Annotated in this window: 22 protein-coding genes, 1 tRNA gene and 1 pseudogene; 11 read left to right on the top strand and 13 right to left on the bottom strand. The window is 66.1% G+C overall.

The genetic code is table 11. The annotated features are described in order from the left end of the window. From JK358_RS39665 to JK358_RS34845, 4 genes are all read right to left on the bottom strand, one after another. A partial coding sequence (locus JK358_RS39665) for a hypothetical protein (RefSeq protein WP_232852416.1) occupies positions 1-187 on the bottom strand: 187 nt, incomplete at its 3' end. A 316-nt stretch (positions 188-503) separates the two neighbouring features. Then, the gene (locus JK358_RS34855; protein ID WP_201956478.1) at positions 504-1007 is read right to left on the bottom strand and encodes a hypothetical protein; all 504 of its coding nucleotides are present in this window, start codon (positions 1005-1007) and stop codon (positions 504-506) included. Positions 1008-1027: 20 nt separating this feature from the next. Continuing rightward, positions 1028-2614 carry an SHOCT domain-containing protein gene (locus JK358_RS34850; protein ID WP_201956476.1) on the bottom strand — a complete coding sequence of 529 codons (1587 nt, stop codon included), beginning with the start codon at positions 2612-2614 and terminating at the stop codon, positions 1028-1030. A gap of 62 nt (positions 2615-2676) precedes the next feature. Further along, complete coding sequence (locus tag JK358_RS34845; protein WP_201956473.1) at positions 2677-2937, bottom strand: hypothetical protein; 261 nt, start codon at positions 2935-2937, stop codon at positions 2677-2679. Positions 2938-3324: 387 nt separating this feature from the next. Between JK358_RS34845 and JK358_RS34840 the strand changes: the two genes are divergently transcribed. After that, on the top strand, positions 3325-3969 hold the full coding sequence (locus JK358_RS34840) for an MspA family porin (protein ID WP_307817884.1): 645 nt from the start codon (positions 3325-3327) through the stop codon (positions 3967-3969). Between the two features lie 260 nt (positions 3970-4229). Here JK358_RS34840 and JK358_RS34835 read toward each other — a convergent pair whose 3' ends face one another. Further along, a complete protein-coding gene (locus JK358_RS34835) occupies positions 4230-4547 on the bottom strand; it encodes a hypothetical protein (RefSeq protein ID WP_201956470.1) in 318 nt (105 codons plus the stop codon). Between the two features lie 100 nt (positions 4548-4647). On the opposite strand from JK358_RS34835, the gene JK358_RS34830 reads away from it, so the two are divergent. Then, positions 4648-4821, top strand: coding sequence for a hypothetical protein (locus JK358_RS34830; RefSeq protein WP_201956467.1), 174 nt, complete (start codon positions 4648-4650; stop codon positions 4819-4821). Between the two features lie 217 nt (positions 4822-5038). On the opposite strand, the gene JK358_RS34825 is transcribed toward JK358_RS34830, so the two are convergent. Then, positions 5039-5497: a hypothetical protein gene (locus JK358_RS34825; protein ID WP_201956464.1), complete on the bottom strand. Its 459-nt coding sequence runs from the start codon at positions 5495-5497 to the stop codon at positions 5039-5041. A gap of 216 nt (positions 5498-5713) precedes the next feature. On the opposite strand from JK358_RS34825, the gene JK358_RS34820 reads away from it, so the two are divergent. The 3 genes from JK358_RS34820 to JK358_RS34810 all read left to right on the top strand — a co-directional run bounded on the left by JK358_RS34820 (position 5714) and on the right by JK358_RS34810 (position 9212). Then, the gene (locus tag JK358_RS34820; RefSeq protein WP_201956462.1) at positions 5714-6301 is read left to right on the top strand and encodes a DUF1877 family protein; all 588 of its coding nucleotides are present in this window, start codon (positions 5714-5716) and stop codon (positions 6299-6301) included. 124 nt (positions 6302-6425) lie between these two features. Next, positions 6426-7319 carry an SMI1/KNR4 family protein gene (locus tag JK358_RS34815; RefSeq protein WP_201956439.1) on the top strand — a complete coding sequence of 298 codons (894 nt, stop codon included), beginning with the start codon at positions 6426-6428 and terminating at the stop codon, positions 7317-7319. A gap of 486 nt (positions 7320-7805) precedes the next feature. Further along, positions 7806-9212, top strand: coding sequence for a hypothetical protein (locus JK358_RS34810; protein WP_201956436.1), 1407 nt, complete (start codon positions 7806-7808; stop codon positions 9210-9212). A gap of 289 nt (positions 9213-9501) precedes the next feature. On the opposite strand, the gene JK358_RS34805 is transcribed toward JK358_RS34810, so the two are convergent. Beyond that, positions 9502-9575: transfer RNA gene (locus JK358_RS34805), tRNA-Leu, on the bottom strand. Between the two features lie 149 nt (positions 9576-9724). Next, a complete protein-coding gene (locus tag JK358_RS34800; RefSeq protein WP_201956433.1) occupies positions 9725-11191 on the bottom strand; it encodes a peptide MFS transporter in 1467 nt (488 codons plus the stop codon). Between the two features lie 160 nt (positions 11192-11351). Between JK358_RS34800 and JK358_RS34795 the strand changes: the two genes are divergently transcribed. Then, positions 11352-12911 carry an ABC1 kinase family protein gene (locus JK358_RS34795; protein ID WP_232852415.1) on the top strand — a complete coding sequence of 520 codons (1560 nt, stop codon included), beginning with the start codon at positions 11352-11354 and terminating at the stop codon, positions 12909-12911. A gap of 38 nt (positions 12912-12949) precedes the next feature. Here the strand turns inward: JK358_RS34795 and JK358_RS34790 are convergent, their stop codons facing one another. The 5 genes from JK358_RS34790 to JK358_RS34770 all read right to left on the bottom strand — a co-directional run bounded on the left by JK358_RS34790 (position 12950) and on the right by JK358_RS34770 (position 17582). Beyond that, positions 12950-13909 (bottom strand): Ppx/GppA phosphatase family protein, encoded by a 960-nt coding sequence (locus JK358_RS34790; RefSeq protein ID WP_201956430.1) that lies wholly within the window; start codon positions 13907-13909, stop codon positions 12950-12952. Between the two features lie 74 nt (positions 13910-13983). Further along, positions 13984-14523: a DUF501 domain-containing protein gene (locus tag JK358_RS34785; protein ID WP_201956428.1), complete on the bottom strand. Its 540-nt coding sequence runs from the start codon at positions 14521-14523 to the stop codon at positions 13984-13986. Next, positions 14520-15122 carry an FtsB family cell division protein gene (locus JK358_RS34780; RefSeq protein ID WP_201956425.1) on the bottom strand — a complete coding sequence of 201 codons (603 nt, stop codon included), beginning with the start codon at positions 15120-15122 and terminating at the stop codon, positions 14520-14522. The genes JK358_RS34785 and JK358_RS34780 overlap by 4 nt, the downstream gene beginning before the upstream one ends. Before the next feature lie 184 nt (positions 15123-15306). Further along, positions 15307-16593, bottom strand: a complete 1287-nt coding sequence (gene eno, locus JK358_RS34775) for a phosphopyruvate hydratase (protein ID WP_201956412.1) — start codon at positions 16591-16593, stop codon at positions 15307-15309. A 233-nt stretch (positions 16594-16826) separates the two neighbouring features. Then, the gene (locus JK358_RS34770) at positions 16827-17582 is read right to left on the bottom strand and encodes a lytic transglycosylase domain-containing protein (RefSeq protein WP_372440784.1); all 756 of its coding nucleotides are present in this window, start codon (positions 17580-17582) and stop codon (positions 16827-16829) included. A gap of 222 nt (positions 17583-17804) precedes the next feature. On the opposite strand from JK358_RS34770, the gene JK358_RS34765 reads away from it, so the two are divergent. The 5 genes and pseudogenes from JK358_RS34765 to JK358_RS34745 all read left to right on the top strand — a co-directional run bounded on the left by JK358_RS34765 (position 17805) and on the right by JK358_RS34745 (position 24490). Continuing rightward, complete coding sequence (locus JK358_RS34765; RefSeq protein WP_232852413.1) at positions 17805-18887, top strand: TauD/TfdA family dioxygenase; 1083 nt, start codon at positions 17805-17807, stop codon at positions 18885-18887. Positions 18888-18910: 23 nt separating this feature from the next. Further along, positions 18911-19873, top strand: a complete 963-nt coding sequence (locus JK358_RS34760; RefSeq protein ID WP_201956551.1) for an ornithine cyclodeaminase family protein — start codon at positions 18911-18913, stop codon at positions 19871-19873. 186 nt (positions 19874-20059) lie between these two features. Beyond that, positions 20060-21571 carry a type III PLP-dependent enzyme domain-containing protein gene (locus JK358_RS34755; protein WP_232852412.1) on the top strand — a complete coding sequence of 504 codons (1512 nt, stop codon included), beginning with the start codon at positions 20060-20062 and terminating at the stop codon, positions 21569-21571. A 178-nt stretch (positions 21572-21749) separates the two neighbouring features. Continuing rightward, a pseudogene (locus tag JK358_RS34750) lies at positions 21750-22784 on the top strand (PLP-dependent cysteine synthase family protein); the annotation flags it as partial. Between the two features lie 308 nt (positions 22785-23092). Beyond that, on the top strand, positions 23093-24490 hold the full coding sequence (locus tag JK358_RS34745; RefSeq protein ID WP_201956373.1) for an MATE family efflux transporter: 1398 nt from the start codon (positions 23093-23095) through the stop codon (positions 24488-24490). The last annotated feature ends 77 nt before the right edge of the window (positions 24491-24567 follow it).

The raw sequence follows: 24567 nt of genomic DNA, 5'->3' as shown, positions 1-24567 counted from the left end.
TAACTATCTCCGCGTAAACTTCGGATACCTGACCGATGGTCAATGTTGGCTCATCGTAGTTATCATACTTTTGCCCATCCGGCACAGACCAGAAATACTCCGAGGTGATCTCAAGGGTATCGCCATAGGTTGCTTTCATATGCTTCGTAAAAGCGCTTAAGACATCGCTTATAAAATCAACCGACACTGACGTTCCTTCAGGCACTTCAACCCTCCAAAATCTTCTTGATGTTATCCATGAATGTCTGTATCTCCTTCTCCAAACTGAATCTCGCGGTACTCGTCGGAGTCGCGTACCGGATCGCCGCCGCTCACCGCACTCAATACGGGCACCAGCCTCTCTCACCAGCGCGGGTGTCGAATCCAAGCAGACGGCCCACCGAACGCGCACCGCGGCTGTCCGATCGCGGATTGAATCGGTGGTTGATGCCTCGTTTGCCGAGTTGGTCGGCGGTAATTGCCCGAGGCGCTCGTAATCGGTATGCGACGGGTACCAGCGGCCCTCAGGATCGCGACAAGGAGTCGGTGGTGTACACCAGCGCGATATCGGATTCCCATCTCTGGAATCCCTCGGTAGGGAACTCCTCGCCCTCCAGCATAGGTTGTGCGTCGCCGATGCCGTCGACGTTGCCGACGTGAAAGAGGGCTCGCTGGCCCGCGATCGTGATCACCGCGGCGGGCATGCACGCGATCTCGATTCCGTAGGTAGCGGGAGTATCGGTATCGGGGACGGATCCGACGATGGTGCTGACCATCGCTCCATGGGGCTTGTCTATCGATATTGCCATTTTTAGGGTGTTTTCGACGATGAGCAGCCCTGTGTTGCCCTCGTCAATCTGTAGCGCGGTGCGCAGGTCCAGTAGCACACCGACCGACGAGGTCTGTGGGACATAGCGAAAATCCAGAACGCATGCCTCCAGGAGGAGGTCTTCGACCAGTAGCGGATTCCATTGGACCTGTGCTGGAACGCGATTGTTGGCATCAACGAGCAGGGATTCGATTCGCATCACTATTCTTTCGCCTGCGTCTACTTGGGTGGGAGTTCGATATGGGCGTATGGGTCGGCGTTCGACACCGTCCGACCTGTCAAGGGATTGACAGTTTGCCCGCTCTTGTTCATGTACACCACGTAACCGTTCGGGTACTGGTATTTCCCGGTGGTGACCGGGTCCATGACTCGAATGGACGTTACCTTCGAATCGAGCCCGGCCGTGCCCGACGGGATGGGGTACTCGATACCCTTGCCCGTCGGTGTCGGTGTTCCGGTGGCACCGGCCGGGACGCCAGGGATGGACTCGCCCTTGGGGCCGGTGACGGTCGTCGGCCGTGGGGGGCCGGCCGGGCCGGGGCGACCCCGGGGTCCGTTGCGGCCTCCTCCGGGGCCTCCGGTGCCGGGTGGCTGGCGTTGGAACCCCCACATGGCCAGGCCTGCGGCCATGGCGGCGGCCGCGCCGCTGCCTTTGGGGGGTGGGTCGGTGACCTGGTAGTAGCCGTTCTGGTCTTTGACGATGAGGGCGTAGGGGTGCCAGCCGGGTTTCTCCGTCGCCGCCGGGTCGTCCATCCGCGGGTCGATGAATTGCCAGGCGATGAACCATTCGTGATTATCGCCGGGCGGGGGGTCGACGCGCGATAGGTACATCTGGTCCATCGGGCTGCTGGGCAACTCGATCCCGCCGACGATGGTCGGGGGCAGGCCGCGATCACGGAGGCTGGAATTGTCTGCGGTAGCGACGGGTGCCTCGAAGATGGTGGCGTACTTGGCTTTGACCATGTCCGCGTCTGCCGACTCGGGGGTCATATAGCGGCCGGAGGAATCGAACTCGACCGCAGTGCCGTCGTCGAGGTAGTAGGTGGTGGCCGCTTCGCGCACCGGGTGGCGCAGGCCGGGCGGTATCGCGGAGTTCGGGCGTCGCACCCCGGCCAGGGTGAACGCGGCGGCGGCGGTGATCAGCAACAACGGGATCCGGGGATCGGTGTCGCCACCACCGGAACCCTCACCTGCCTTCTCGCTCTGCGGCGCGAGGGTGGCGGGCGGTGGCATCGGGTTTCGGTTCAGCAGTCGCTGTTTGAGTTCGTCGAATTCCCGATCGGTGAGCATTCCCTGCTCGTGCAGGCGAGCCGCCCGCTCGAGCTGGGAAAGGATGTCGGTTCCCGAGGCAGGTTCCGCGGGCGCCTCGGAGGCCGGTGACTGCGGCGACGGCCCCGAGAGGTCCCCCGGCGCGGGTTCGCCGGGGACTGCCGGCGCGGGGGCTGGTGGTTGGTTGCCGGGCAGGACAGGCGGGGTGTAGCCGGGAACGGGCACGATGGGGTTGTTCATGTTCGGCGGGCCCTGCAACGGTGGCGGGGTCAACGCACCCGCGCCGGGTCCTCCGCCCTGCCCCGGAGGTGGATTGAGCAGAGACGGGATGATCGGGGCGGGCGCGCCGGTGTTCGGTGGCTGTGTGGGTTGCGGGTTGTAGGTCGGCACGTCCGCGCACGGCCATCCCGGATGCATCTGTTGCCACTGCTCACACGGAATCGGCTGTGCCTCAGCGGAATCGCGGCCAGCGAAGAGCACCAGCACCGACCCCAGACCAGCCAGGACCGCCACCGTCGCCACCATCAACCCGCTCACACGCGCACGCGACCTGCCTTGTCGACGCGAAGCCGTCGTGGCGTGCCGACTGCGGGTCGTCATCACCCGCGCATCCGCTTGACCAGTTCGTCGGCTCCGTTCCAGAACAAGCGGCCCGCGATCGACATGAACACGAAGAATCCCAGGTACACCCAGATCGCGCCGTGGTCGTCGGCCCAGCCGGGGATGCGCGACAGATTCGCGAACGCCACGACCAGCATCACGACACCGACCACCAGCGCCGCGACCGATTTCACCATCGAGTTCGACTCGCGCTCACCTGCGGCACCTGTTGCTGTTTGCATGTCCGCTGCACTCGTCATCTCCGCCACCGTCTCCTTGTTCGCTCATCAGGAACATCTCAAGGGGAACCGCACCAAATGCTTGTCCGCCCACACCAAGGACGGGGAACGAGCAGCTCACAACCGCAATAGCAAGCTTTCAGCTACATCGATTGTGATGGTACATCAGCGCCTGCTCGCCTCCCCGGGCGCGCCGCGAATCGCAGCGATGAACGACCACCCAGCATCGACGAGATCCGAATCCGCTCGAGTGGTGTGTTTAGTCGCGGCGTGTCTGCGACGGATCGGAGCCCTTGGTCTCTACATTCCGATTCGTGCTGCCGTGCAGCCGATTCGAACAATTCTGGTTTGTCGACTTTCTTCCGTTTTCGGTGTGCAGGAGGCTGTGGGTTGTCGGTGGGTGGGCGCGTGGCGCTGGTCGGCGCAGCGGCGATGGTGGTGATCATGGTCGGCACGGCGTCCGGGCGGGCAGATGTGTTGGCCGACAAGTACGGGGCCTTCGATACCGATGACGGCTGGCAGGTGTCGTTGTACAAGACCAACGAGGAACTCAAGCGTTGGCCGAACATGGCAGCGACCGCATTCTCGCGTGAAGCGTTCCTGTCGATGAAGGCCATGGCCCGCATCGGCGGCACCGGCAGCGCCCCAGTGATCGCGGGCACGGTCTCGGCCGGCATCCAGATCGGCTGCCAGATCGACGTCTCCTCCGGTATGACCGTCGGCGCAGCGGCCAACCTCGGTCTCAGCCTCGGTGTCAACGGCGGCATCACCATCTCGTACCCGCCAGCGGGAACTCTCGGTGCCAACGCGGGAGCGAATGCCGGTGTGGTGCCGAACCTTCAGGCCACCCTGCGTCCCGGCGGCATCACCAGCCTCACCCTCGACGCCAAGCCTCTGGCCAGCTCGTACGGATCGACGCATCTGCGGGAGCTGTATGTGAAGACCGACGGCTGCGGCGGCTACGTCAGCATCCGCACGTTCGCCGCTGTCCAGGTCGCCACCCCTAACGCCAACGACTCCTACAGCATCTACGGCGACCCCACTTGGCTCTGACCCACCGGCGGCAGCGTGGACGGGCACAACTGCATTAGCCCGCATTCTGTCACGCCGCCCCTACTGGCCGGCTGGAAGTTCAACTGATCGTGCCGACCCTGAGCATGCCTGCTCCTGCCGCTGCCACGATGGGTACCGTAACGAAGCTCGTACATGACTACCCCGACCCGGAGGCTGGCTCTAGCCCATTCAAGTGCGCGCTCATAGCCGATGAGCGCGAGTGTGTTGTTGCGCTTGACGCGACCGGTTCGAGCCTGGCGTTATCGGGAGCGCCAGGAACCATCCGGGTATTGAACCCATTCCGTGTCGTGAGGGCGCACAACAAGTGGGCTCAGCATCTGGTTCAGCGCGTCATCGGACAGCGTGCCGCCGTCCCCGAGTCCTACCCAGTCATAGGCGTTCTTGAGAACCGGTATGGATGTATCGAACGCCTCGCGCCAGTAAATGATGATCTGGAAGGACGTCGGGCTCCCGAGTTCCTGGATCAACCAGGTCGCTATCTCGGCCGGAGTGTCTCCTCGCTGGGCTCGTGTACGCAGCTCGCTGACGACGGCTTCTCTGAGCGGGCCTGATCCCATGATCAACCTCCTTCGCTGCGATAGCGATCATGTCCTAACCGTCGGCTAGCGTATCCGGGTAACGCAGGGAGGTGCCGTGTACAGCCAATTCGATCGCGTGGTGATCGCCACCGACGACTTCGAGGATCTCGGCGTTCCGCGTGGTGCGATCTGCGCGATCCTTGACGTGTACACCAGCGACGAGTTCGAACTCGACTACGCCGACCCAGAAACCGGCGCGACCATCTTGTTTTTCAGTGCTCGTACCGACCAGATAGCGCCTCTCGACAACTGATGCGTTGCTGCGGTCCGTACCGGTGTCGTCACACCAGAACATCCTCTCCTGCCGCATGGCGCGCTGACCGAACAAGCCAGCACGACGCTGGCTGGTGGCGAGATCGACTGCGGCCCAGAGACATCCGCGTGGCGGGCGGGGCGAAGATCAACACGCCGAGTCGATCCGATGCCAGCCGAACGCATGACCAGCTGATCCTCGGAGTGTTTCTCGATGGTCAGGTGCGCGCGACAGCGGGAGCGAACTTCCGCTCCCATACTTCCCGGATCGCCACCGCTACAAGGATGACCAGCAACGCGGCAGGCGGCGTGAGGAAGAAGTCTCGATGTCCGCCCGGCAGCGCGTACCAGATGAGCAGAGCCGCTACGAATGGCACTGCCGTCGTGATGATTCCAGCGGCAAGCCTGCGCGCTGCCACCGCTTCCGCAAGCGCTGAAAGCACCAGTAGGCAAAACCCGATGAGCGAGATAGCACCCAGCTGCGCGAACCCGTCCAATGGTGCGTAGTCCGCGTACCGCCGGGGCACATCGGTCAGCGGTCTGTACGAGTCCCAGACAAGGTCGTCGACGCTGCCGAACCAGCAGATACCTCGGTCGAGCATGGCCGCCACGATGAACACCCACCAGAAAACATGACCTGCGACATGCGCTGTCCGAAATGCTTGGTACCGGGTCATGAGCTGCAACTTATGCCAGCGGGCTACAGGCCACAGTTCCGTCAGCGCGACGACACGCCGGACACCAATGACGGCGTACGAATATCCGCAGTCGGATGGCGTCGGGCAGCATCCTGTACCGCCGCTGATCGCTCGGTTCAGATCGTTATGGCTGGCGGACGAACACGCTACGGTGACGACCGGCAAGGCGCTGAGCGGCGCAGATAGGCTCGCCCGATGGCTATCGACGCCAGCTACCAGGCGCTTCCGTACGAACCCTTGATCGAGCGTGCGATGCGTGACCCGAGTACCGCCGAGGCTCTGCAGTTCTTCGACACGATGGCGACCGCCGACATCGCATCGACTCCCTACCACGATGATCCGCTCTGGCTCGAACTCGCGCCGATCGCCCGGCAGCTCGCCAGTGAGCGCCCGGGCTTGCTCGAGCGAGCCTTCGTGACCCGCTCGTGGGACGCCGTCTACTGGATGCTGGCACCCAACCGTCGCGCGGGAGCCGACAGAAACCCGGACGGGCTCGCCGAGATCGCCGTGTTCGGTGCCGAGCAGTACCCCTGTAAAGCGGTTGCCACACAAGGTATCCCGTACCGCCTCGTCCGGCCGGATACCGCTGCGGCGGTCGCCGCTTACATCGAGGGCATGCGCGCTGATGCCCCGGCGCTGTTCGACTTGCAGGCAATGGAAGCCGCGCAGGTCTACAAGGTTCCCCGCGACCGCGACTACGTTGTGAATCTCCTCGACGACTACGCGCGGTTGTATCGGCAAGCAGCAGAGATGGAGGAATGGGTCCTCGTCACCCGCGACTGAATACCATAAGAAACGCACTGTAGTGCCTGGTAGCAGTCGTTGGATCAGTCTGTCGACACGAACCCAGGCGGACGGTCGATCTGCACAGCCGCAGATGTCATGTCAGCTGGTAGCGTCGCTTTTCATGAGTCTCCGTGATCTTGTAGAGCGAGCGGTGACGGTGGGTGCGACGCCAGGGCTGCCGGCGGCCGAGGTTGAGATCGCGGCGGCGGAGTTGCGGTTGGGTGTTCGGTTCGATGCCCAGTATCGAGAGCTGATGACGATCTGCAGCGGCATCGAGGCTCTTGGCGATGCCTTCCTCTATCCGGCTGATGAGCTCGGTATGTCCGCTCGGTGGCTCGACTGGGCCGGGTTCCTCGAGATCGATTACTTCAGCCGTGAACCGACTTTCGAGACTCGCGGCGAGGAGACGATCGACCCGATATTCCACCCGCCGCCCGCGGGCAGATCTCACGTGCTGATCGGCGAGAAAGAGATCGTGCCGAGCTCGCTGGTATGCAACTTCGCGGTCTCCGACCCGAACGCACCTGCTGGTGATATCGCCGATTGCCGCTACGAACCCGACATTCTCGGCGACCTGCCCCAGACTCTGACCCACCTTATCGAAAACGCCGAAGAATACACCGCCACCAGCGATGAGTCGGCCGAGCCGGCCGAGAGCGCTCGCGCGCAATCCCGGTCCCAGGTCGGTCGCCTGCTGCACGGGATTACGGTTCAGAATCGTGCTCGGATCCGCCACGCCCTGTCGTCGCGGTGGCGCACCGAGTTCGACAGGCAGCCAGGCCAGGCCGGTCTCAACAGTCTGCGCGCTGCCGTCTTTTGGGCTGGTGCCCGCGAGCCCACGATCGATTACAACGTCAGCGAGTTCAACCTCCGGGACCCTTGTAACTTCTCGATTCGCACGACGGTCCACGCTCCTGACGGGTGGGTCAAGACATCGAGTGAGATCGTCATCGGGCTCGTCAAGGAGAACACTGTGTGGCGTATCGACTCCTGGTCACAGACCCCACAGATCTGAACGACCCCACCGCATCCTGTATGGCCAACTCGGTTTCAGGGACATCGAACGTACTCATTTGGCCGCCCACAAGGCCGGTGAGGTCACTTGTCTCCGAGCCGAAAACCAGGAGGCCGGTCATCCTTGTCGATCTGTTCGATGTAGTTCTCGGCAGCCCGACTCTCGGTCAGGTCGCACCCCGGGAGCATCAGATCCCCGTACGTTCGCGGTGGCGCGTTGGTTAGCTCGCCACGTCGCTGCCGACGGCGGATACTCCGGAACATCCACCAGCACCCCATTAGCACTGCGGCCAGCGCAGCAAGCGTCAGGAGAAGGCCCATGTGATCGACCCTAGCCCCGGTCATTTCCAAACGTCCGGAACTGCTGATCGCTCGGTTCAGGCCAGCTGTGGTGCCCCGCTGGCTAACAAGATGGTCTGCCGACTTCTGTGCGGCGCGCGCTTGAAGAACGAGCTCGATGCGGAGGTCAGCAGCGAGGATGTGGCGTATGGCGGACTCGAATGCGCTGGACTTGACCGCGCCCACGGACACGATCGTATTTCGGGTTTGGGCCATCCGGCACGATCATGTCGATACCGATGCTGAGGCGGCGGGGCGTCTCGCGGGTTTGGTCGCCGAACTGGCTGCGCTCGACCCGATCTGGACCGGTGCGTGGACCACTCGGTGGAGGCGACACGACAGCAGGGTCTGCGTGAGCATCGACCAGCCCGGGTTCGAGCAGCTGTTCAACGTCGCGCGTGCGGACGGGGACTGGACAGCCGATGCTCCCCGGGTCGACTTCACCATTTCGACGGCTTACGGTGCCTCGATCGGCACGCACCCGATCGTGACCATGCCGGTGGGTGCACAACGCCGAGTGGCTGGCGAGCCCACCAGCTGGCTCAGTTTCGACATCCGGCCGAAACCGACGCTGGCCGAGGCCGGGCTCATCACATGTGCCACCAGCGGCGCTATCGGTCTGGCCTTGTTCGATGCGGTCGGGCGCTGGTTCGAACCCGACGCGTTCTTCTACGTCCCGCTGCAAGCCGACAAGATCAGCTCCGCGGTACGCGAACTGGTGCACCCGCTAGGTCTGTTCCGCATGATCGACAAGGCGACCGATAGCTACATACGGCGACTACGGATCGGCTGGCTCAACCAACTACCCCCTGATACACACCTCGACATTGCTCTTCTGCCGGGTAACGCGATTGTCACCACCGAGCCGCGCACCGGCGGCACCGTCATCCGCCTCGGTGACAGCCCCTGGCTGGTCACCGATGAGGACTACTTCGCGCTGCGCAACGCGGTGGGCCTGCCCAATCCCGACCAGATCGTCGATGTCCGCGGTCTGGACAGCGACGAGCGCCGCGCCGTCGAACCGCCGTACTTCACTACACCGGTCGCGGGTTCCACGACCGTCGCGGCGACAACCGGGCCTAACCGACTCGATCCGCCCAGCGCCGTCTCCCGGGCTGAGGAGCAGGAGCGGGCAGAGGGCTCGGGCTTGCCGCTCAACCTGCGGTTTGCTCCCGAGCCCGAGAATGCTCCGCGGTTTGCGTCCGATATCGTCGAGGCCACGGAAGGGATCACGGGAACTCGACTGGATTACACCCCCGCCAGTCTGGCTACGGTCGACTCCATCATCGAAATGTTCCGCAGCGAAGGCGTTCCCTCAGAAGCGGTCGCGGAGACCTTGTTCGGCTTCGGGTGCTACATCGGCGAGGTGATGTGTCGCCACGCCGGCGGCAAATGGCAGCGCCCTCCCGAACAGACCGCACCATTCTCCGGTCCGATGGTGGTCGCCATCGGTGACCAGTTCGCGAATCCGATCGACAAGGCGTTCAAGCGCATGGACAACGGCGAGCAAGACTCGATCGTGTTCTTCTATCAGGCGATGACCACCCACGGCTGAACTCGTGGCCCGGGATCGTAAATCGTCTCGCCGTGTCCAGTTGGACATCTCATACGGCCAGCCGGAACTCTCGGTTGTCGAACGCGCTCAACTGCCACGCCCCGTGCGGTTCGAGACGACCCGCGATCCCCCGAAAGATCAACTGGCAGAGGGCAATGCAGCTCCTCATTGTGGCGCGTACTCGCGCTGATATGCCCGGGGGCGGGTTGCCGGACCGACAGGGCCGACCACCAGCAGGAACAATCAGTCGATCGCAACGCGATTGTGACCAATTCAGATGTCGAATTCGTGCCCCCGGTCGGGTTCGAACCGACACTGTGCGGATTTTAAGTCCGCTGCCTCTGCCAATTGGGCTACGGGGGCGCGGGGGTCAGCCTACCGAGCCGTACGGTCGTCCTGGAATCACCTGAGGGTTAAAACCCTAGGTTTGGGGGCGGACAATTTGTGCCTTGTACAGACCGGAGGCTGCCTCATTTGGGACATGGGGCAGCCTTCGGGGTGGGGGCGGCGGGTTAGTGGACGCCTTCCATGTGGCGGGTGATCCAGGGGGAGATGGACCAGACTGCGGCGCCTACGCCGACGGTTACCAGGCCGGTGATGCCGAAGTAGACGGCTTCGTGGGAGGGGTCGTAGAACTTGGAGAGGACGCCGGACATGGAGGTGCCGATGCCTACCGAGAAGAAGTAGAGGGCCATCATCTGGGCTCGGAAGGCGTTGGGGGCGAGCTTGGTGGTGACGGCCAGGCCGATGGGGGAGAGCAGGAGTTCGGAGACTGCGAAGGCGCCGAGGATGAAGAAGATGGCGAGGATGGGGACTGTTTTGCCTTCACTTCCCGAGAAGAGGACGAAGAGGAGGAAGGCTATGCCCATGCCGATGACGCCGAGGGAGAATTTGCGGGGCGTCGAGGGGGCTCGGGTGCCGAGGCGGGTCCACATGATGGCGAACAGGGGGGACAGCGCGATGATCCAGACCGGTTCCATGGAGCCGATCCAGTTGGGCGGGGCGTCCCAGCCGAAGATGTTCCAGTTGATGCGCTCGTCGGAGTAGACGGCGAGCACGGTGAAGATCTGCTGGAAGAGGGACCAGAAGACGGCGTTCGCGATGAAGAGGGGGATGAAGGCGCGGACTCGGGTGCGTTCCAGCGGGGTCACCTTGGCGCTGGTGAGCATGATCGCGAAGTAGGCGATGGAGGCGGCGACGATGACGAAGGTGGTCACGTCGGGGAGGTTGTCCAGGGTGAGGAGTTCGGTGGCCCAGGCGAGGGCGATGATCACCAGGAGCGCGACGATCGCGGCGATCGTGCGGGGAATCTCGGTGCGGGGCAGCGGGTTCGGGATCTCGCGGCCGTGCTCGCCGAGGTTGCGGCGGAACACCACGTACTGGGCCAGGCCCAGCGCCATGCCGACCGCGGCCGCGCCGAAGCCCCAGTGGAAGCCGACGTGGGATTGCAGCAGGCCGGTGATGAGCGGACCGGAGAACGCGCCCAGGTTGATGCCGAGGTAGAAGAGGGTGAAGCCGCCGTCGGCTCGGGCGTCGCCCTTCTCGTAGAGGGTGCCGAGCAGGGAGGAGGCGTTGGCCTTCAGAGCGCCGGAGCCCAGCGCGATCAGCACCAGGCCGATGCCGACGCCGGCCAGATCGGGGATGAGCGCCAGGGCGATATGGCCGGCCATGACGATGACGCCGCCGTAGAAGACGGTGCGCTCCATACCGAGGACGCGGTCGGCGATCCAGCCGCCGAGCACGGTGGAGAGGTAGACGAGACCGCCGTACGCGCCGACGATTCCGGTGGCGGTGGCCTTGTCGAGACCGAGGCCGCCTTCGGTGCTCGTGTAATAGAGGTAGTAGCCGAGAATCGTGAGCATGCCGTAGAACGAGAAGCGTTCCCAGAGCTCGACGCCGAACAGATTCGCGAGGCCGATGGGGTGACCGAACAGGGTGCGTTCGGAGACAGGCTTCGTGTTGTGCACTACCTCTGACATAGGTGGAACCCTCCCATATGAGGCAATTCGTCAGCAACCTCAGATGTTGACGCGCGTCACAGTCCGTTCATCAAAGATCCATGTCGAAGCGGTATCGGCCAGCTCACTCAGTTTGCCAGCCGGTCACCCAGAAGCCCGGTTCATCGGACACTTCCGCGACATGTCTCAGACGGATACCCTCGAGGGGCCGGACAACGCACGCGAGCAGGGGTTGCGTGCAGGACGAGGTGGTTCCATGTCGATTCGCCGCATCGGTCACGCACCCGAGACAGGTCGCATCCGAAGCCCGTTCGCGCGCCGCCGCGCCGGGGAACCGCCGACCCGCACGGCGGTCCGCAATGCGAAGGTCGCGGGCCTGCCGCTCGCCTTCGCCGGACGCCAGCTCGCCGGGGCCGGACGCAAGGCCCTGGGACAACCCGCCACCGAGGTCGACCGGCAGATCCAGATACGCACCGCGCAGCACATGTTCGAGGTGCTGGCCGAGCTCAAGGGATGCGCGGCCAAACTCGGGCAGATCATGTCCCTCTACGAGCTGGTGCTGCCGCCACATCTCGGCGAACCGTATCGGGAAGCCTTGAGCCGGCTGTACGAATCCGCGCCGATCATGCTGCCGCGCACCGTGCACGCGGCCATGGCGGCGAACCTGGGCAGCGAATGGCGGGCGCTGTTCCGGGAATTCGACGATCGGCATGCCGCCGGAGCCTCGATCGGGCAGGTGCATCGCGCGGTGTGGCACGACGGGCGGCGGGTCGCGGTGAAGCTCATGTATCCGGGAGCGCGGGAGGCCGTGCGCGCGGATCTGCAGCAGCTGCGCCGGATTTCGGTGCTGGCGACGGCCTTCGTGCCGAGCGCCGACGTCGCGGCGGTGACGGCGGCCATCTGCGCCTCCGTGGAACAGGAGCTCGATTATGCGGCCGAGGCGCGGTGTCAGCGGCGGTTCGCCGACGCCTACGCCGCCGATCCGGAATTCTTTGTGCCGCAGGTGATCACGCAGTGCGGTGACGTGGTGGTGAGCGAATGGGTGGACGGGATACCGATGACCCGCATCATCGAATCCGGGTCGCCCGAGGAACGCAGCCGGGTCGGCATGCTGCTGCTGCGGTTCCTGCTGTCCACACCCAGCCGCACCGATCTGCTGTACTGCGATCCGCATCCGGGGAACTTCCGGATCCTGCCGGACGGACGGCTGGCGGTACTGGATTTCGGGGCCTGCGACACCTGGCCCGCACCCGGATTCCCCGATGCCGTCGCCGGATTGGGCGAGGCCATCTTCAACGGCGGCCTCGGCGAAGTCGACGCGGCCCTGCGGGAGCACGGATTCGTCGCTCCCGGAAGGGAATTCGATGTCGAGGCATTCGCCGAAGCCGCGGTGCCGATCTGCGAGGCGGCGCGGCAGCAGACGTTCCGGTTCAGCACCGGCTGGTTGCGGGAGCAGGCGCTGCGCGCGCTGAGCCCGACACTGTCGAATGTGAACCGGCAGATGACGATTCCCGCGCACTTCACGCCCTACGGGCGGTCGGCGCTCACCGCGATCAGCGTCATCTGCCAGCTCGAGACCGAGGGGGCGCTGCGCTCGGAACTCATCCGGTGGTCACCGGAGCTGGCCGAGGTGTTCGACCGATTCGACAGGCGCAGTGGCAATCCCGCGGACCTGGCGATCGTCCGGCAACGGCGGGCCGATGCCGGTGAGTCGGCGCCCAGGCTGCGGGCGGTGCGCTGACGGTGTGATTCCGGCCGACAGCGGGCCGGAATGACGGGTCAGGCGATGGACAGGGCGATGCCGTCCAGGATGTCGTGTTCGCTGACGATCAGTTCGGTGATGCCCGCGCGGCGGGCCAGTTCGTCGGCGAGAACCTCGGTGATGACCGCTCCCCCGCCGATCACGTCGACCCGGCCCGGATGCATGGGGCCGAGGGCGGCACGCTGATCGTGATCCATGGCGATGAGACGGTCGCAGACCTTGCGGACCTCGTCGAGGGACAGGTGGGTGAGATGCACCTTCTCCGAATCGTATTCGGGCAGGTCGAGCGCGATGGCGGCGAGCGTGGTCATGGTGCCCGCCACGCCGACCCAGGTGCGGGCGCGTTCCACCGGGACCACGCCGAAGGCCTGCGCCAGGCGTTCGGAGGCGAAAAACCTTCCGGCGGCGACCTCTTCGCGAGTAGGGGGGTTGCTGCGCAGGCAGCGTTCGGTGATGCGGACGCAGCCGATATCGGCGGAGTAGGCGGACTGCACGCCGGAGCTGTCGCCCAGCACTACCTCGGTGGAGCCGCCGCCCAGGTCGACCACCACGAAAGGCCCTTCGGCGGCGGACAATTCGCCGACCGCGCCGGAGAAGGACAGCCGGGCCTCCTCGTCGCCGGTGATGACCTCGGCCTGCGCGCCGGGCACCGCGCGACCGAGTTCGGTGGCGGTCATGGTGAAGAAATCCTCGCGGTTGCTCGCGTCGCGCGTGGCGGAGGTGGCGACCATGCGAACCCGCGAAACCTCGTGCTGGAGCATGAGATCCACGTAATCGTGCAGCGCGACGCGGGTGCGTTCGATGGCCTCCGGATGCAGCGACCCGTTCGCGTCCACGCCCTGGCCGAGGCGCACGATCCGCATCTCGCGGTGCACGTCGGTGAGGTGCGCCGCGCCCGCCTCGTCGTGCGTGACGTCGGCGATCAGAAGTCGAATGGAGTTGGTGCCGCAGTCGACTGCCGCGATCCGCTCACTCATGCTGTGACCTTTCCTGCATGAGCGGAGCGGTTACGCTCCGCTGCCACCTCCGCGCCTGACCGCCCGTACCGGGCTCAGCTCGCGGAGTCTGCCTGGGGCTGTTCATATTTCGGCCAGTCTGCCGGAATCGCGGTGCCGCGCAAACCGTGATCGGCGGCCAAGGCGACGGCTTCGTCGCCGAGCGGGTTCACACCCGGCCCCTTGGCCAGCGAGTGCGCGATCAGGACGTGCAGGCATTTGACCCGGTCGGGCATGCCGCCGCCCGCGAAATCGGTGCCCAGATCCTCGATGGCATTGCGCTCGGCCAGGTAGCTGTCGTAGGCGGCACGGTAGGCGGCGGCCAATTCGGTGTCGCGGGTGAGCCGTTCGGTCATATCGCGCATCAGGCCCGTGGTCTCCAACCGGCTGGCCTCCGCGGTGAGCCGCGGGTCGGTCAGGTAGTAGAGGGTCGGGAAGGGCGTGCCGTCGGGCAGCTTCGGCTTGGTCTTGACGACGGCGGGCAGGCCGTCGGGGGTGTGGTACGCGATCTCGATGACGCCGCGGGGCTCCCGGCCCAGTTGGTCGGCGACGATCTCGAGATCCCGCTCGCTGGGGTTGGTCTCGGATTCGGTCACCGGGATTGTCCTTCCTGGGGGGCGTCTGCGGGGGGATCGGCGGGTTGCGGCGAGGAGATGCTGCGCCACAGCTGGGTGTAGAAGGGGTCCGGGGCGCGTGTCTTCGCGGGATACGAGGGCACGGCGGACTCCTCGATACTCGGCACCTGCACGATGTACGGGGTTTCGCCGGGCATCACGAGGCGCAGTCGGTCACGCGCCTCGGTTTTGATGTAGTTCGGATCCTGTTGCTGGGCACGGCGATCGCGCAGGCGCGCCACATCGTCCTGCAACTGTTCGCGCTGGGCGGCGAGTTCGGAAGCCTCGGCGCGCTGCGTGAAGTAGGTGCGCAGCGGGACCGCGAGGGTCAGCGCGAGGCCGCACAGCACCGCGGCCAGCAGGACCGCGCGTCCCGTGGAGAGTCCGAGGATCTTGCGGTCGTGCCGCGGGGTTTTCACGGACTTGGTTGCCCGGCGTTGCGCGGCACGCTGACCTGCGGCGGTCTTGGCGGTGTCAGCACCGCCCTGCTTACCGCGGGCGGCTCGCGCCTTGGACGGCCGCGACGGGCGGCGGTCACCTCGTCCGGCCGGACTGGAACCGCGCGCTCGTCGCTCCGTCATCTCACACCTCGACTGGTAGTGGGGTTCGGCGCAAGCCCCGAACCCCCTTGTCGGTCAAGGGTTCCTCGCTCGGAACCCCGGAAGCTCTCGTCTGCCGGGGTTCCTGGGCGGAACCCCGAGAGCTCCCTGTCGGTCAGGGGTTTCAGGGGTGTAACCCCTGAGAGCCCCCGAGAGTTGGGACTTTTCAGCCTTCGAACGCGAAACGGGGGAAGGCGACATCCCCCGCGTAGCGAGCCGAGTCACCGAGGGCGTCCTCGATGCGCAGCAGCTGGTTGTACTTGGCGACGCGCTCGGAGCGAGCGGGAGCGCCGGTCTTGATCTGGCCCGAGCCGACAGCGACCGCGAGGTCGGCGATGGTGGTGTCCTCGGTCTCGCCGGAGCGGTGCGACATCATCGTCTTGTAGCCGTTGCGGTGGGCCAGGTCGACGGCGTCGAGGGTTTCGGTGAGGGTGCCGATCTGGTTGACCTTCACCAGGAGTGCGTTGGCCGCGCCCTTGGCGATGCCCTCCTCGAGGCGCTCGGGGTTGGTGACGAACAGGTCGTCGCCGACCAGCTGCACCTTGTCGCCGATGGCGTCGGTCAGCGAGACCCAGCCGTCCCAGTCGTCCTCGGACAGCGGGTCCTCGATCGAGACGATCGGGTAGGAGGCCAGCAGTTCGGCGTAGAACTTGCTCATCTCGTCGGCGGTGTGCGGCTTGCCCTCGAACTTGTAACCCTCACCGGTGGTGTAGAACTCGGTGGCGGCGACGTCCAGGGCCAGGGCGATCTCGGAGCCCAGCTTGTAGCCGGCCTTCTCGATGGCGACGCCGATCAGGTCCAGCGCGGCGCGGGTGTTAGCGACGTCGGGGGCGAAGCCGCCCTCGTCGCCGAGACCGGTGGCCAGGCCCTGGGCCTTGAGTACCGACTTGAGCGAGTGGTAGACCTCGGCGCCCCAGCGCAGCGCCTCCTTGAAGGTGGGCGCGCCGATCGGGGCGATCATGAATTCCTGCACGTCCACACCGGTGTCGGCGTGCGCGCCACCGTTGAGGATGTTCATCATGGGGACCGGCAGGACGTGGGCGTTGGGGCCGCCGACGTAGCGGAACAGCTCCAGGCCCGAGGATTCGGCGGCGGCGCGGGCCACGGCCAGCGAGACGCCGAGCAGGGCGTTGGCGCCCAGGCGCGACTTGTCCGGGGTGCCGTCGGTGTCCAGCAGCGCCTGGTCGACGGTGCGCTGCTCGACCGCGTCCAGGCCGATCACGGCCGGGGCGATCTCGTCGAGGACGCCCTCGACGGCCTTGCGCACACCCTTGCCCTGGTAGCGGTCGCCACCGTCACGCAGCTCGACGGCCTCGTGCTCACCGGTGGAGGCGCCGGACGGGACCGCCGCGCGAGTGAGGGTGCCGTCGTCGAGAACGATCTCGACCTCGACAGTGGGGTTGCCACGCGAATCCAGGATCTCGCGAGCTCCGACCTGTTCGATGATGGCCACGAAACGACACTCCTTCGGCTGCTGACACGGCAGGTCGCACGGCATGCGCCGTGCGCCCCCGAGCCTAGCAGTGCCTAATTTGCCCTCCGCTTCGCTCCGGGCGTGTTCGCGGCCCTGCAAGCTCGGTCTTCCCTCCTCCGCTCCTCCGCTTCGCTCCCCCGCTCCGTCAGTCCAGACCGAGCCGGGCTGCGAACTTGAATGCGCTCCGGCACAGCGCGGTCCAGCCGAGTAGCTCAGGCTTTGCGGCCCACCGAGTAGGCGGCGGCGCGGTCGCGGACTTTGTTCATGTACGCCGTGGACTGGTTGTAGGTGAGCAGGGCCTTCTGCCAGCCGGGGGCGGCGGTGAGGTCGCCGCCCATGGCGCAGAGGTAGCGGGCGGCGGTGAGGGCGGCGTCGTCGATGTTGTCGGGGTCGGCTATGCCGTCGCCGTTGGCGTCGACGCCCCAGCGGGTCCAGGTTTCGGGGATGAATTGCAAAGGGCCGACGGCTCGGTCGTAGACGGTGTCGCCGTCGAGTTTGCCGCCGTCGGAATCCTTGATGAGCATGACGCCGGGGGAACCGTCGAGGGCCGCGCCGCGGATGCCGGGTGAGACCTTGCCGTCGTCGGCCACGTCGGCGCCGCGGTGGGTGCCGTGTTTGCTTTCGACACTGGCGATTCCGGCGACGGTGGTCCAGCCGATGCCGCATTCCGGGCGGGAGCGCGCCATGACGGCGGCGGCATAGCCGTACGCCTGCAACGACACCTGCGGGATGCCGAGGGAGCCTTGCTGCTGCGCCCAGGCGCTCAACTGCAGGGCGGTGCGGCCGGGCGCGTCGAGGTCGATGGCGGGGAGCGGCGCGCCCGCGGGGGGCGGCATGTCGTCGGGGATGGGCGTGAGATCCGCTGAGCCGCAACCGGTCAGCAGCACGAGAGCAGCCGCCGTGCCCAACAGGCCGGCGCGTGAGAGTACGGCGCGGAGACCGGCCTTGGTGGGACGCACCCTGTTCATCATCCAGATGAATCGGCGTGTCAGCCAGGAACGTGAACGACGACTCCCCGGACACGCCGTCGGCCGATCGGTTCGTTACGCTGCCGCCGCGGGTGTTTGATACTTGTCAGCTATCTTTCGGATTCAGAATTAGGTAAGCCTTGCCAAATTTGAGTGCGGCGCATACGGTCTCACTCCGAGCGAGAATCCCAACCGTCACCTCCGATGCCAGGAAGGTACACCTTGGCGAAAAGCGTTCTCTCCGAACGTAAGGCGCTTCACCCCTCGGAACTCGAACGACGCGATCTGCCGGCGGACGCCGCCCGCGCGGTTCGCTCCCTCGCAGCTGAGATTTCCGTCACACTAGACGCGAACGCGGCGACGGCGGCCACGCTGACCGATCCGGCCCTGCTGCACCACATCGACACCCGCTACCGCGAACTTCCGGCGACCGTGCACGAGGCCATGCGCCCGCCCGCCGGCGACACGGGAGTCACGATCATCGGCAGCATCCCGCTGCGCGACGACGAACTGGGCCGCACCCCGATCGACTGGCAGCAGGCCGCCGCCTGGGCCGGACACCCCGAACGTCGTTGCGCCTCTTACGAACTCGATATCGTCATGCTACTGCTGGCGCGCTGCGCGGGCGAGCCCTTCGGCTGGCAGGGCCAGCAGGCGGGCCGCCTGGTGAACAACATCCTGCCGACGCCCGGCAAGGAGCACGAGCAGTCCGGCGCCAGCTCCACCACGCTGCTGGCCCCGCACACCGAGGACGCCTTCCACCCGCAGCGCGCCAACCTGCTCATGCTGGGCTGCCTGCGCAATCCGGACCTGGTCGGCACCACGGTGTCGTCGGTGCGGCGCGTGGAACTCGATGCGGCACAACGAGATCAACTCTCCAGACCGCTGCTGCCGATCCTGCCCGACGTCTCCTACGGAACAGACTTCCCGGATGCCGAGACGCCACCCATCCCCACCCTGAGCGAGGTGGACGGGCAGCACATCTTCCGCTTCGATCCGGCATACACCCCGCTCGACGACGCGGACCTCGACTACCGCACCGCCTACGCCCGGCTCACATCGGAACTCGAAAGAGTCTGTATCGCGGCCGCTTTGGAACCCGGCGAAGTGCTCTTGGTGGACAATGACGTGGTGGTGCACGGACGTGTGCCGTTCAGCCCCCGATACGACGGCACCGACCGCTGGCTCAAACGCGTGAACATCCGGCTGCCGCAACGCCTCCGCCCGGCGGCGGAAGCGACCGAAACCGGGTATGGCCAGTGTGTGGTGGCGCCGTTCCGCACGACCCTAGGAATCCACACGTGAATACCCGACCCACCCCGCTACGCGTGCTCAGCCGTAGCGATCTAGCCGATGTCCCGATCAGCCCGGCCGAGGTGGTGCGTGCCGTCGAAGACGCGTATCTCGCTCTGGCATCGGGAGATTCGGATAACCCGCGCAAACTCAGCGTGGCGCATCCGGACGGCTGGTCGGTGGCCTACGCCATGCTCGGCCGTGACGGCCGCAGGCGCGTGGTCGCCATGAAGACCTCGTACAAGTTCGACCCGCACCACGACCGCTCCACCAAGCGGTACTACACCACGATCACGCTCTACGACGACGCCACGGGCCTGCCCATCGCCATGATGGACTGCGCCCGGGTCGGCGCGCTGCGCACACCGGCGGTGTCGGCGTTGCTGGTGCGGGAGACGGTGCGGCCGGGCGCGCGCAGTGCGCTGCTCATCGGCACCGGTACACAGGGCCGCAATGCCCTCCCCCATCTGCTGGCGGCGAACCCGCAGCTGCACCGGCTCATGCTCTACGGCACCCATCCGGAAGGGCTGGAGGCCGTGTATCGCCAACTGTTGCAACATAATCCACAAGCGGAACTGGAAATCGTGAGCGATCCCCATGTCGCCGCCCGCACCGCCGACGTGATCCTGGCCGCGGCCGGGCCCGGCACCCGGGTGGCCATCGAGGCCAAGGATCTGGCCCCCGGCTCCACCGTCGTGCTGGTCGGCTACGGCCTGGCCCCGTCCACCCTCGCCGAGGCCGATCGCGTGGTCGCGACGAGCGCCGAGCAGATGTCGCTGACCGGCACCGATATGGCGGGCCCGGACGGCCGACTACGCCGCGTCGACGCCGAGCTACCCGAGATCCTCAACCGGCGCGCGGTGGGCCGGATCGGCGACGACGAAAAAATCTTCGTGTACAACAGCGGCCTGGTGCTCACCGATGTGGCGGTCGCGCACGCACTGGCCGCGCGGGCGATTGCGGAGGGGCGCGGCACCAACGTGCCGCTGTGGGATTGACCCGCACCGCTCGAGCGGAATTCCGCCATTGAGCCGACAGGAATGGCGGGGCTCGTGGAAGAATCGCGGCGCGTAGCAGGTGTAGAAAGCCATCGTCACAAATATCGCATTTCACGCGCCATTATTCGAGGAAACCACAGCTGTGTCCACGCTGTGCGCTATAGCGAAGGGGAATTTCAGACGCACATGGAAACCACACCGGTTCCGGACATTTCACCCATTGCCGCCGCGCCGATGCGCGCACATCGCGACGAATGGGAGGAACGGCTACTCGAACACCCGGAAAAACTGTACGCACTCGCGGCCATGACGGACGGCCCGTTCCACGTCATGTACCCCGGCCGAGTCGGCCGGAACATCCAGGGCTTTCGCGCCGCCTTCGAGAACGCGCAGGTGAACGCGTACGCCATCTACTACGGCAAGAAGGCGAACAAGGCCGCCTGCGTGGTCACCGAATGCGTGAAACACGGTGCCGGAGTGGATGTCTCGAGCATCGCCGAACTGGACTCCGCGCTGCGCGGCCTGGTCGCGGGCCGCGATCTGGTGGTCACCGGCCCGGCCAAGTCGGACGAACTGCTGCGCCGGGCCGCCCACGCCGACGCGCTCATCACCCTCGACGCACCGGACGAACTGCTGCGCGTACTCGGCCTCGGCATCCCCGCCCGGGTCACGCTGCGGGTCCGCGCACCGGGCTCACAGAGCCGTTTCGGCATGGATGACGCCCAACTGGATTGGGCAACAGCGAAAATCGCCGAGGCGCAAACCACCGGCAAGCGAATTCTACTGGAGGGATTCAGCTTTCACCTGTCCGGATATCGCACCGAACCGCGCGCCCGGCTGGCACATCGCCTCATCGACCGCTGTCTCGCGGCGCGCGCCCACTGCCCCGAGGTATCGATGATTTCCATCGGCGGCGGGTTCGGCGTGGACTACGTCGCCGCCGCGGATTGGAAGACATTCCGGGAAGAGATGACCGACAGCTGGTTTCACGCGGGCCGGATGCCCGCGCCGGACAACCTCTACCCCTACCATTTCGAGAATCCCGGCCCCGGCATGCTCACCGAGATCCTGCTCACCGAGCAGGCCGAATCCGGGCGCACCCTGGCCGACCGGCTGAACGAGCACCGGGTGCGGCTGGCCATCGAACCGGGCCGGGCCCTGCTCGATCGCGCGGGCAGCACGGTCTTCCGCGTCCAGGGCGTCAAGGAACTCGACGCCGACGGGCACCGGTACCTCATGCTGACCGCCGACGGCACCAGCCTGAGCCTGTCCGAGCAGTGGTTCGCGAGTGAATACCTGCCCGATCCGGAACTGGTCTCACCGCCCGGCTCCGCTGCCGACGCCGCGCTCCCGGCCTGCGTCGGGGGCGCCTCCTGCCTGGAAGACGACATGATCAGCTGGCGTCGAATTCCGCTGCCGCGCAGGGCGCGCCCCGGCGATCTGCTCGTCTACCCGAATACGGCCGGCTATCAAATGGACAGCAATGAATCCGCCTTCCATCAATTGCCGGTGCCGCGGAAAATCGTGCTGCGCGACAACGCCGACGGCGGTTTCGCCGTCGAGTTCGACGAAGTATCGGCCGTGCCGTCCCGACGGCCGCTGCGGTTACTGCTGCGCAGCGTTATCGGCTGGGTCCGGCCGAAACGCGACACACGATCGGCACCGGCCCTGCCCGCGCTGGATGCCCGCCCGCACTAAGGTTTTCAGTTCGTCGGACTCGGGGTGCGGGACCCGGTGGCCCTGTGTCACCGGCCGTGCTTACGGGTAATCTGAGCGAACCACGAGCATTCACAGCGCAAATTCCGGGAAAGGCATCGCACGCCCTTCCGGCCACAGAATTCATCCGCATCGCAAGTTTCCGCGAGGAGGCACATTAATGTCGGTTGTCACGCGCGTGACCGACTTGATCGGCGAGACGCCGCTGTTCGAGCTCGCGGTACACCCCGTCACCGGGACGAGAGTATTTCTCAAGCTCGAGACCATGAATCCCACCGGCGCCGCGAAGATTCGGATGGCGCGGGCCATGGTGCTCGATGCCGAGCGGCGGGATCTGCTGCGTCCGGGCGGGCACATCATCGAATCCACGTCGGGCAATACCGGCCTGGGTCTGGCCGTGGTGGCGCGGGAGCGCGGATACGACTTCACCGCGGTGGTCGATCACCACGCCTGCCGGTCGAAGCTCAACGCCATGCGGGCCATGGGGACCGAGCTGGTGTTCGTGGCCGAGGACGGCGACGGAAATCTGGCCACCTCGGCGCGCGAGGAGCTGGCCGAGAAGCTGGCCATCGACGAGGGGCCCACCGCGCATTTCCCGGCGCAGCACGACAATCTGGCCAATGGCATCGGCTATCACGCGCTGGCCGAGGAGCTGGTGGCCGATCTCGGCCGGGTCGACATCCTGATCGGGGCGGTGGGTACCGGGGGTTCGCTGTTCGGTACCGCGGAGGGGTTGCGGAAACTGGACCGGCAGACCCGGTTGGTCGGGGTGGAGCCGGAGGGGTCCATCGCCTTCGGCGGTCCCGCGCACGACTACTGGCAGTCCGGCACCGGCACGCCGCTGGGCGCGGACCCGGGTATCCAGGTCGATCGCGATCTGCACCTGATTGAAGAGTCCGATCGCGTCAAAGTCTCCGATGTGGACGCTTTCGCGGCCGCCCGCGTCCTGGGCGCCGAACTCGGTTTGCTGATCGGTGGATCCTCCGGCAGCGCGGTGTATGCCGCGCTCACCCGGATCGCCGACTACCCCGCCGGCTCGACCGTCGTCGTCATGATCAACGACGACGGCGAGAAGTATCTGGACACCGTCTTCGACGACGAGTGGATGAACGACCGCGACCTCATCGACAAGGCCCGCGAGGCCGAGATCGCCGGACTGCTGCGCGAATACGCGGCCGCGCACCGGCCCAGCCCCGCCGACTACCTGGTGCTGCACCACCTGTACTCCACCCTGCCCGACGCGTACGCGAGCGCGCACGGTCTCACCGGTGCGGCGCTGCGCGAGTACGCCGATCGGCAGGTGCCCGAGGCCAAGCTGATCCACCTGCTGCGCACGGCCGAACTGTCCCCGCGCGAGATCGGCGAGGTGCTGACCGCCGGCGAGGCCGGTGTGGTCGAGGTGCTGGAACGCCAACTGCGACGGCGCGAGGAGCAGACCGCCGTCCTCGCCCAGATGATCACCGAGATGAAGGTGAGCCGCTTGCTCGACGAGGTCACCGCCAAATGATCACCGTTCCCCGGCAGACCGACGGACGGCAGCTCACCGCCCTCGCGACGCCGATCGCGCTCACCCAGCTGGCGCAGGTCGCGGTGTCGACCACCAATATCGCGCTCATGGGCACGCTCGGGGTGGCGCAGGTGGCGGCCGGCGGGCTGGCCATGGTGCTGTTCAACCAGATTCGCACCATGTGCGTCGGATTGATCACGGGGACAGGCAATCAGGTCGCGACCGTGGTGAGCCGCGGCGAGAAACGCGGCCGCCGGGTGGACGCCGAGGTGCGGGAGGTGGTGCGGTCCAGCTTCCTGATCGCCACCATCGCCGGAATCCTCGGCGGCGCACTGCTGATCGGGCTCGGCTGGTCGCTGCACTGGCTCGGACAGGACGCCACGGTGCTCGCCGAGGCCCGGCCCATGATGGTGGCGCTGGCCCCAGGGTTGTTGCCCTGCCTGTGGTTCCAGGTGCTGCGCCAGTACACCGTGGGCATGCAGCGGCCGCAGGCGCTGCTGCTGGTGACGCTCGGGTCCGTGGCCCTGAACGTGGCGCTGGCGCTGGCGTTCATGCACGGCTGGCTGTTCCTTCCGGCCTTGGGGCTCACCGGAATCGGCGTCGCCACCTCGCTGGTCTTCCTCATCACCTTCGGCGTCTTCTGGGCCATGGTGCGACGCGACGCCAAACTCGGTGCGACACTGCCGATCCGGATGTGGCCGGTGCATATGGCAACGGTGCGTGCGGAATTGAAGCTGGGCACGCCCATCGCGCTCACCTACGGGTCCGAGGCGGGCATGTTCTCGGTGCTGGCGCTGGTGATGGGCAGTATCGGCGCGGCGGCGCTGGCCGCGCACAATGTCGTCTACCAGATCGTCTACATCGTGTTCCAGGTGGCGATCGGGCTCTCGCACGGCGCCTCGATCCTGGTGAGCAAGGCGGCGGCGCGCGACGAGTTCGCACACGCGCGCTCGGTGGCGTGGCTGTCGCTGCGGTACGCGGCCATGGTCGCGGCGGCCACCGGCATCGTCTACGTGGCCGCGCCGGATCTGGTGCTGCTGCCGTTCCTGGACGACACCGACGCGGCCACCGTGGCGCTCGCGCACACCCTGCTGTTGATCGCCATCGTGCTGCAGTTCTTCGACGCGGCCCAGAACATCGGGGTCGGTCTGCTGCGCGGTCTCAAGGACACCAAGGCCGGGTTCCGGCTGTCCCTGGTCGGCTACTGGGGTGTGGGATTGCCCACTGCGCTGCTGCTCGCATTTCCGGCGAATCTGGGCGCACCGGGCGTCTGGTGGGGGCTCACGGCCGGGCTGGCCACCACCGCTGTGCTGATGCTGCGCCGCTACTTCACCCTGCTGCATGTACGTGAGCAGGAGCATCCGCGCGTGCTGGCCAGTAGCTTCGGGCATTGAGGCGACACGCAAATCTCACCTTCTCGCAAGCATGTCGTCACTGGGGCCGGGCACGCTGAGATTAACGAACCTGCCTA

This window comes from Nocardia acididurans, from assembly GCF_016741815.1.
GTDB lineage: Bacteria > Actinomycetota > Actinomycetes > Mycobacteriales > Mycobacteriaceae > Nocardia > Nocardia acididurans.
This window is presented reverse-complemented; position numbering and strand designations above follow the sequence as displayed.

Coding starts and splice junctions, on each gene's coding strand:
- JK358_RS34800 (WP_201956433.1), bottom strand. CDS start 11,191: ATGTCAGAGGTAGTGCACAACACGAAGCCTGTCTCCGAACGCACCCTG.
- JK358_RS34845 (WP_201956473.1), bottom strand. CDS start 2,937: ATGACGAGTGCAGCGGACATGCAAACAGCAACAGGTGCCGCAGGTGAG.
- JK358_RS34825 (WP_201956464.1), bottom strand. CDS start 5,497: ATGACCCGGTACCAAGCATTTCGGACAGCGCATGTCGCAGGTCATGTT.
- JK358_RS34795 (WP_232852415.1), top strand. CDS start 11,352: ATGTCTCAGACGGATACCCTCGAGGGGCCGGACAACGCACGCGAGCAG.
- JK358_RS34790 (WP_201956430.1), bottom strand. CDS start 13,909: ATGAGTGAGCGGATCGCGGCAGTCGACTGCGGCACCAACTCCATTCGA.
- JK358_RS34835 (WP_201956470.1), bottom strand. CDS start 4,547: ATGGGATCAGGCCCGCTCAGAGAAGCCGTCGTCAGCGAGCTGCGTACA.
- JK358_RS34770 (WP_372440784.1), bottom strand. CDS start 17,582: ATGAACAGGGTGCGTCCCACCAAGGCCGGTCTCCGCGCCGTACTCTCA.
- JK358_RS34780 (WP_201956425.1), bottom strand. CDS start 15,122: ATGACGGAGCGACGAGCGCGCGGTTCCAGTCCGGCCGGACGAGGTGAC.
- JK358_RS34855 (WP_201956478.1), bottom strand. CDS start 1,007: ATGCGAATCGAATCCCTGCTCGTTGATGCCAACAATCGCGTTCCAGCA.
- JK358_RS34815 (WP_201956439.1), top strand. CDS start 6,426: ATGAGTCTCCGTGATCTTGTAGAGCGAGCGGTGACGGTGGGTGCGACG.
- JK358_RS34745 (WP_201956373.1), top strand. CDS start 23,093: ATGATCACCGTTCCCCGGCAGACCGACGGACGGCAGCTCACCGCCCTC.
- JK358_RS34810 (WP_201956436.1), top strand. CDS start 7,806: ATGGCGGACTCGAATGCGCTGGACTTGACCGCGCCCACGGACACGATC.
- JK358_RS34820 (WP_201956462.1), top strand. CDS start 5,714: ATGGCTATCGACGCCAGCTACCAGGCGCTTCCGTACGAACCCTTGATC.
- JK358_RS34755 (WP_232852412.1), top strand. CDS start 20,060: ATGGAAACCACACCGGTTCCGGACATTTCACCCATTGCCGCCGCGCCG.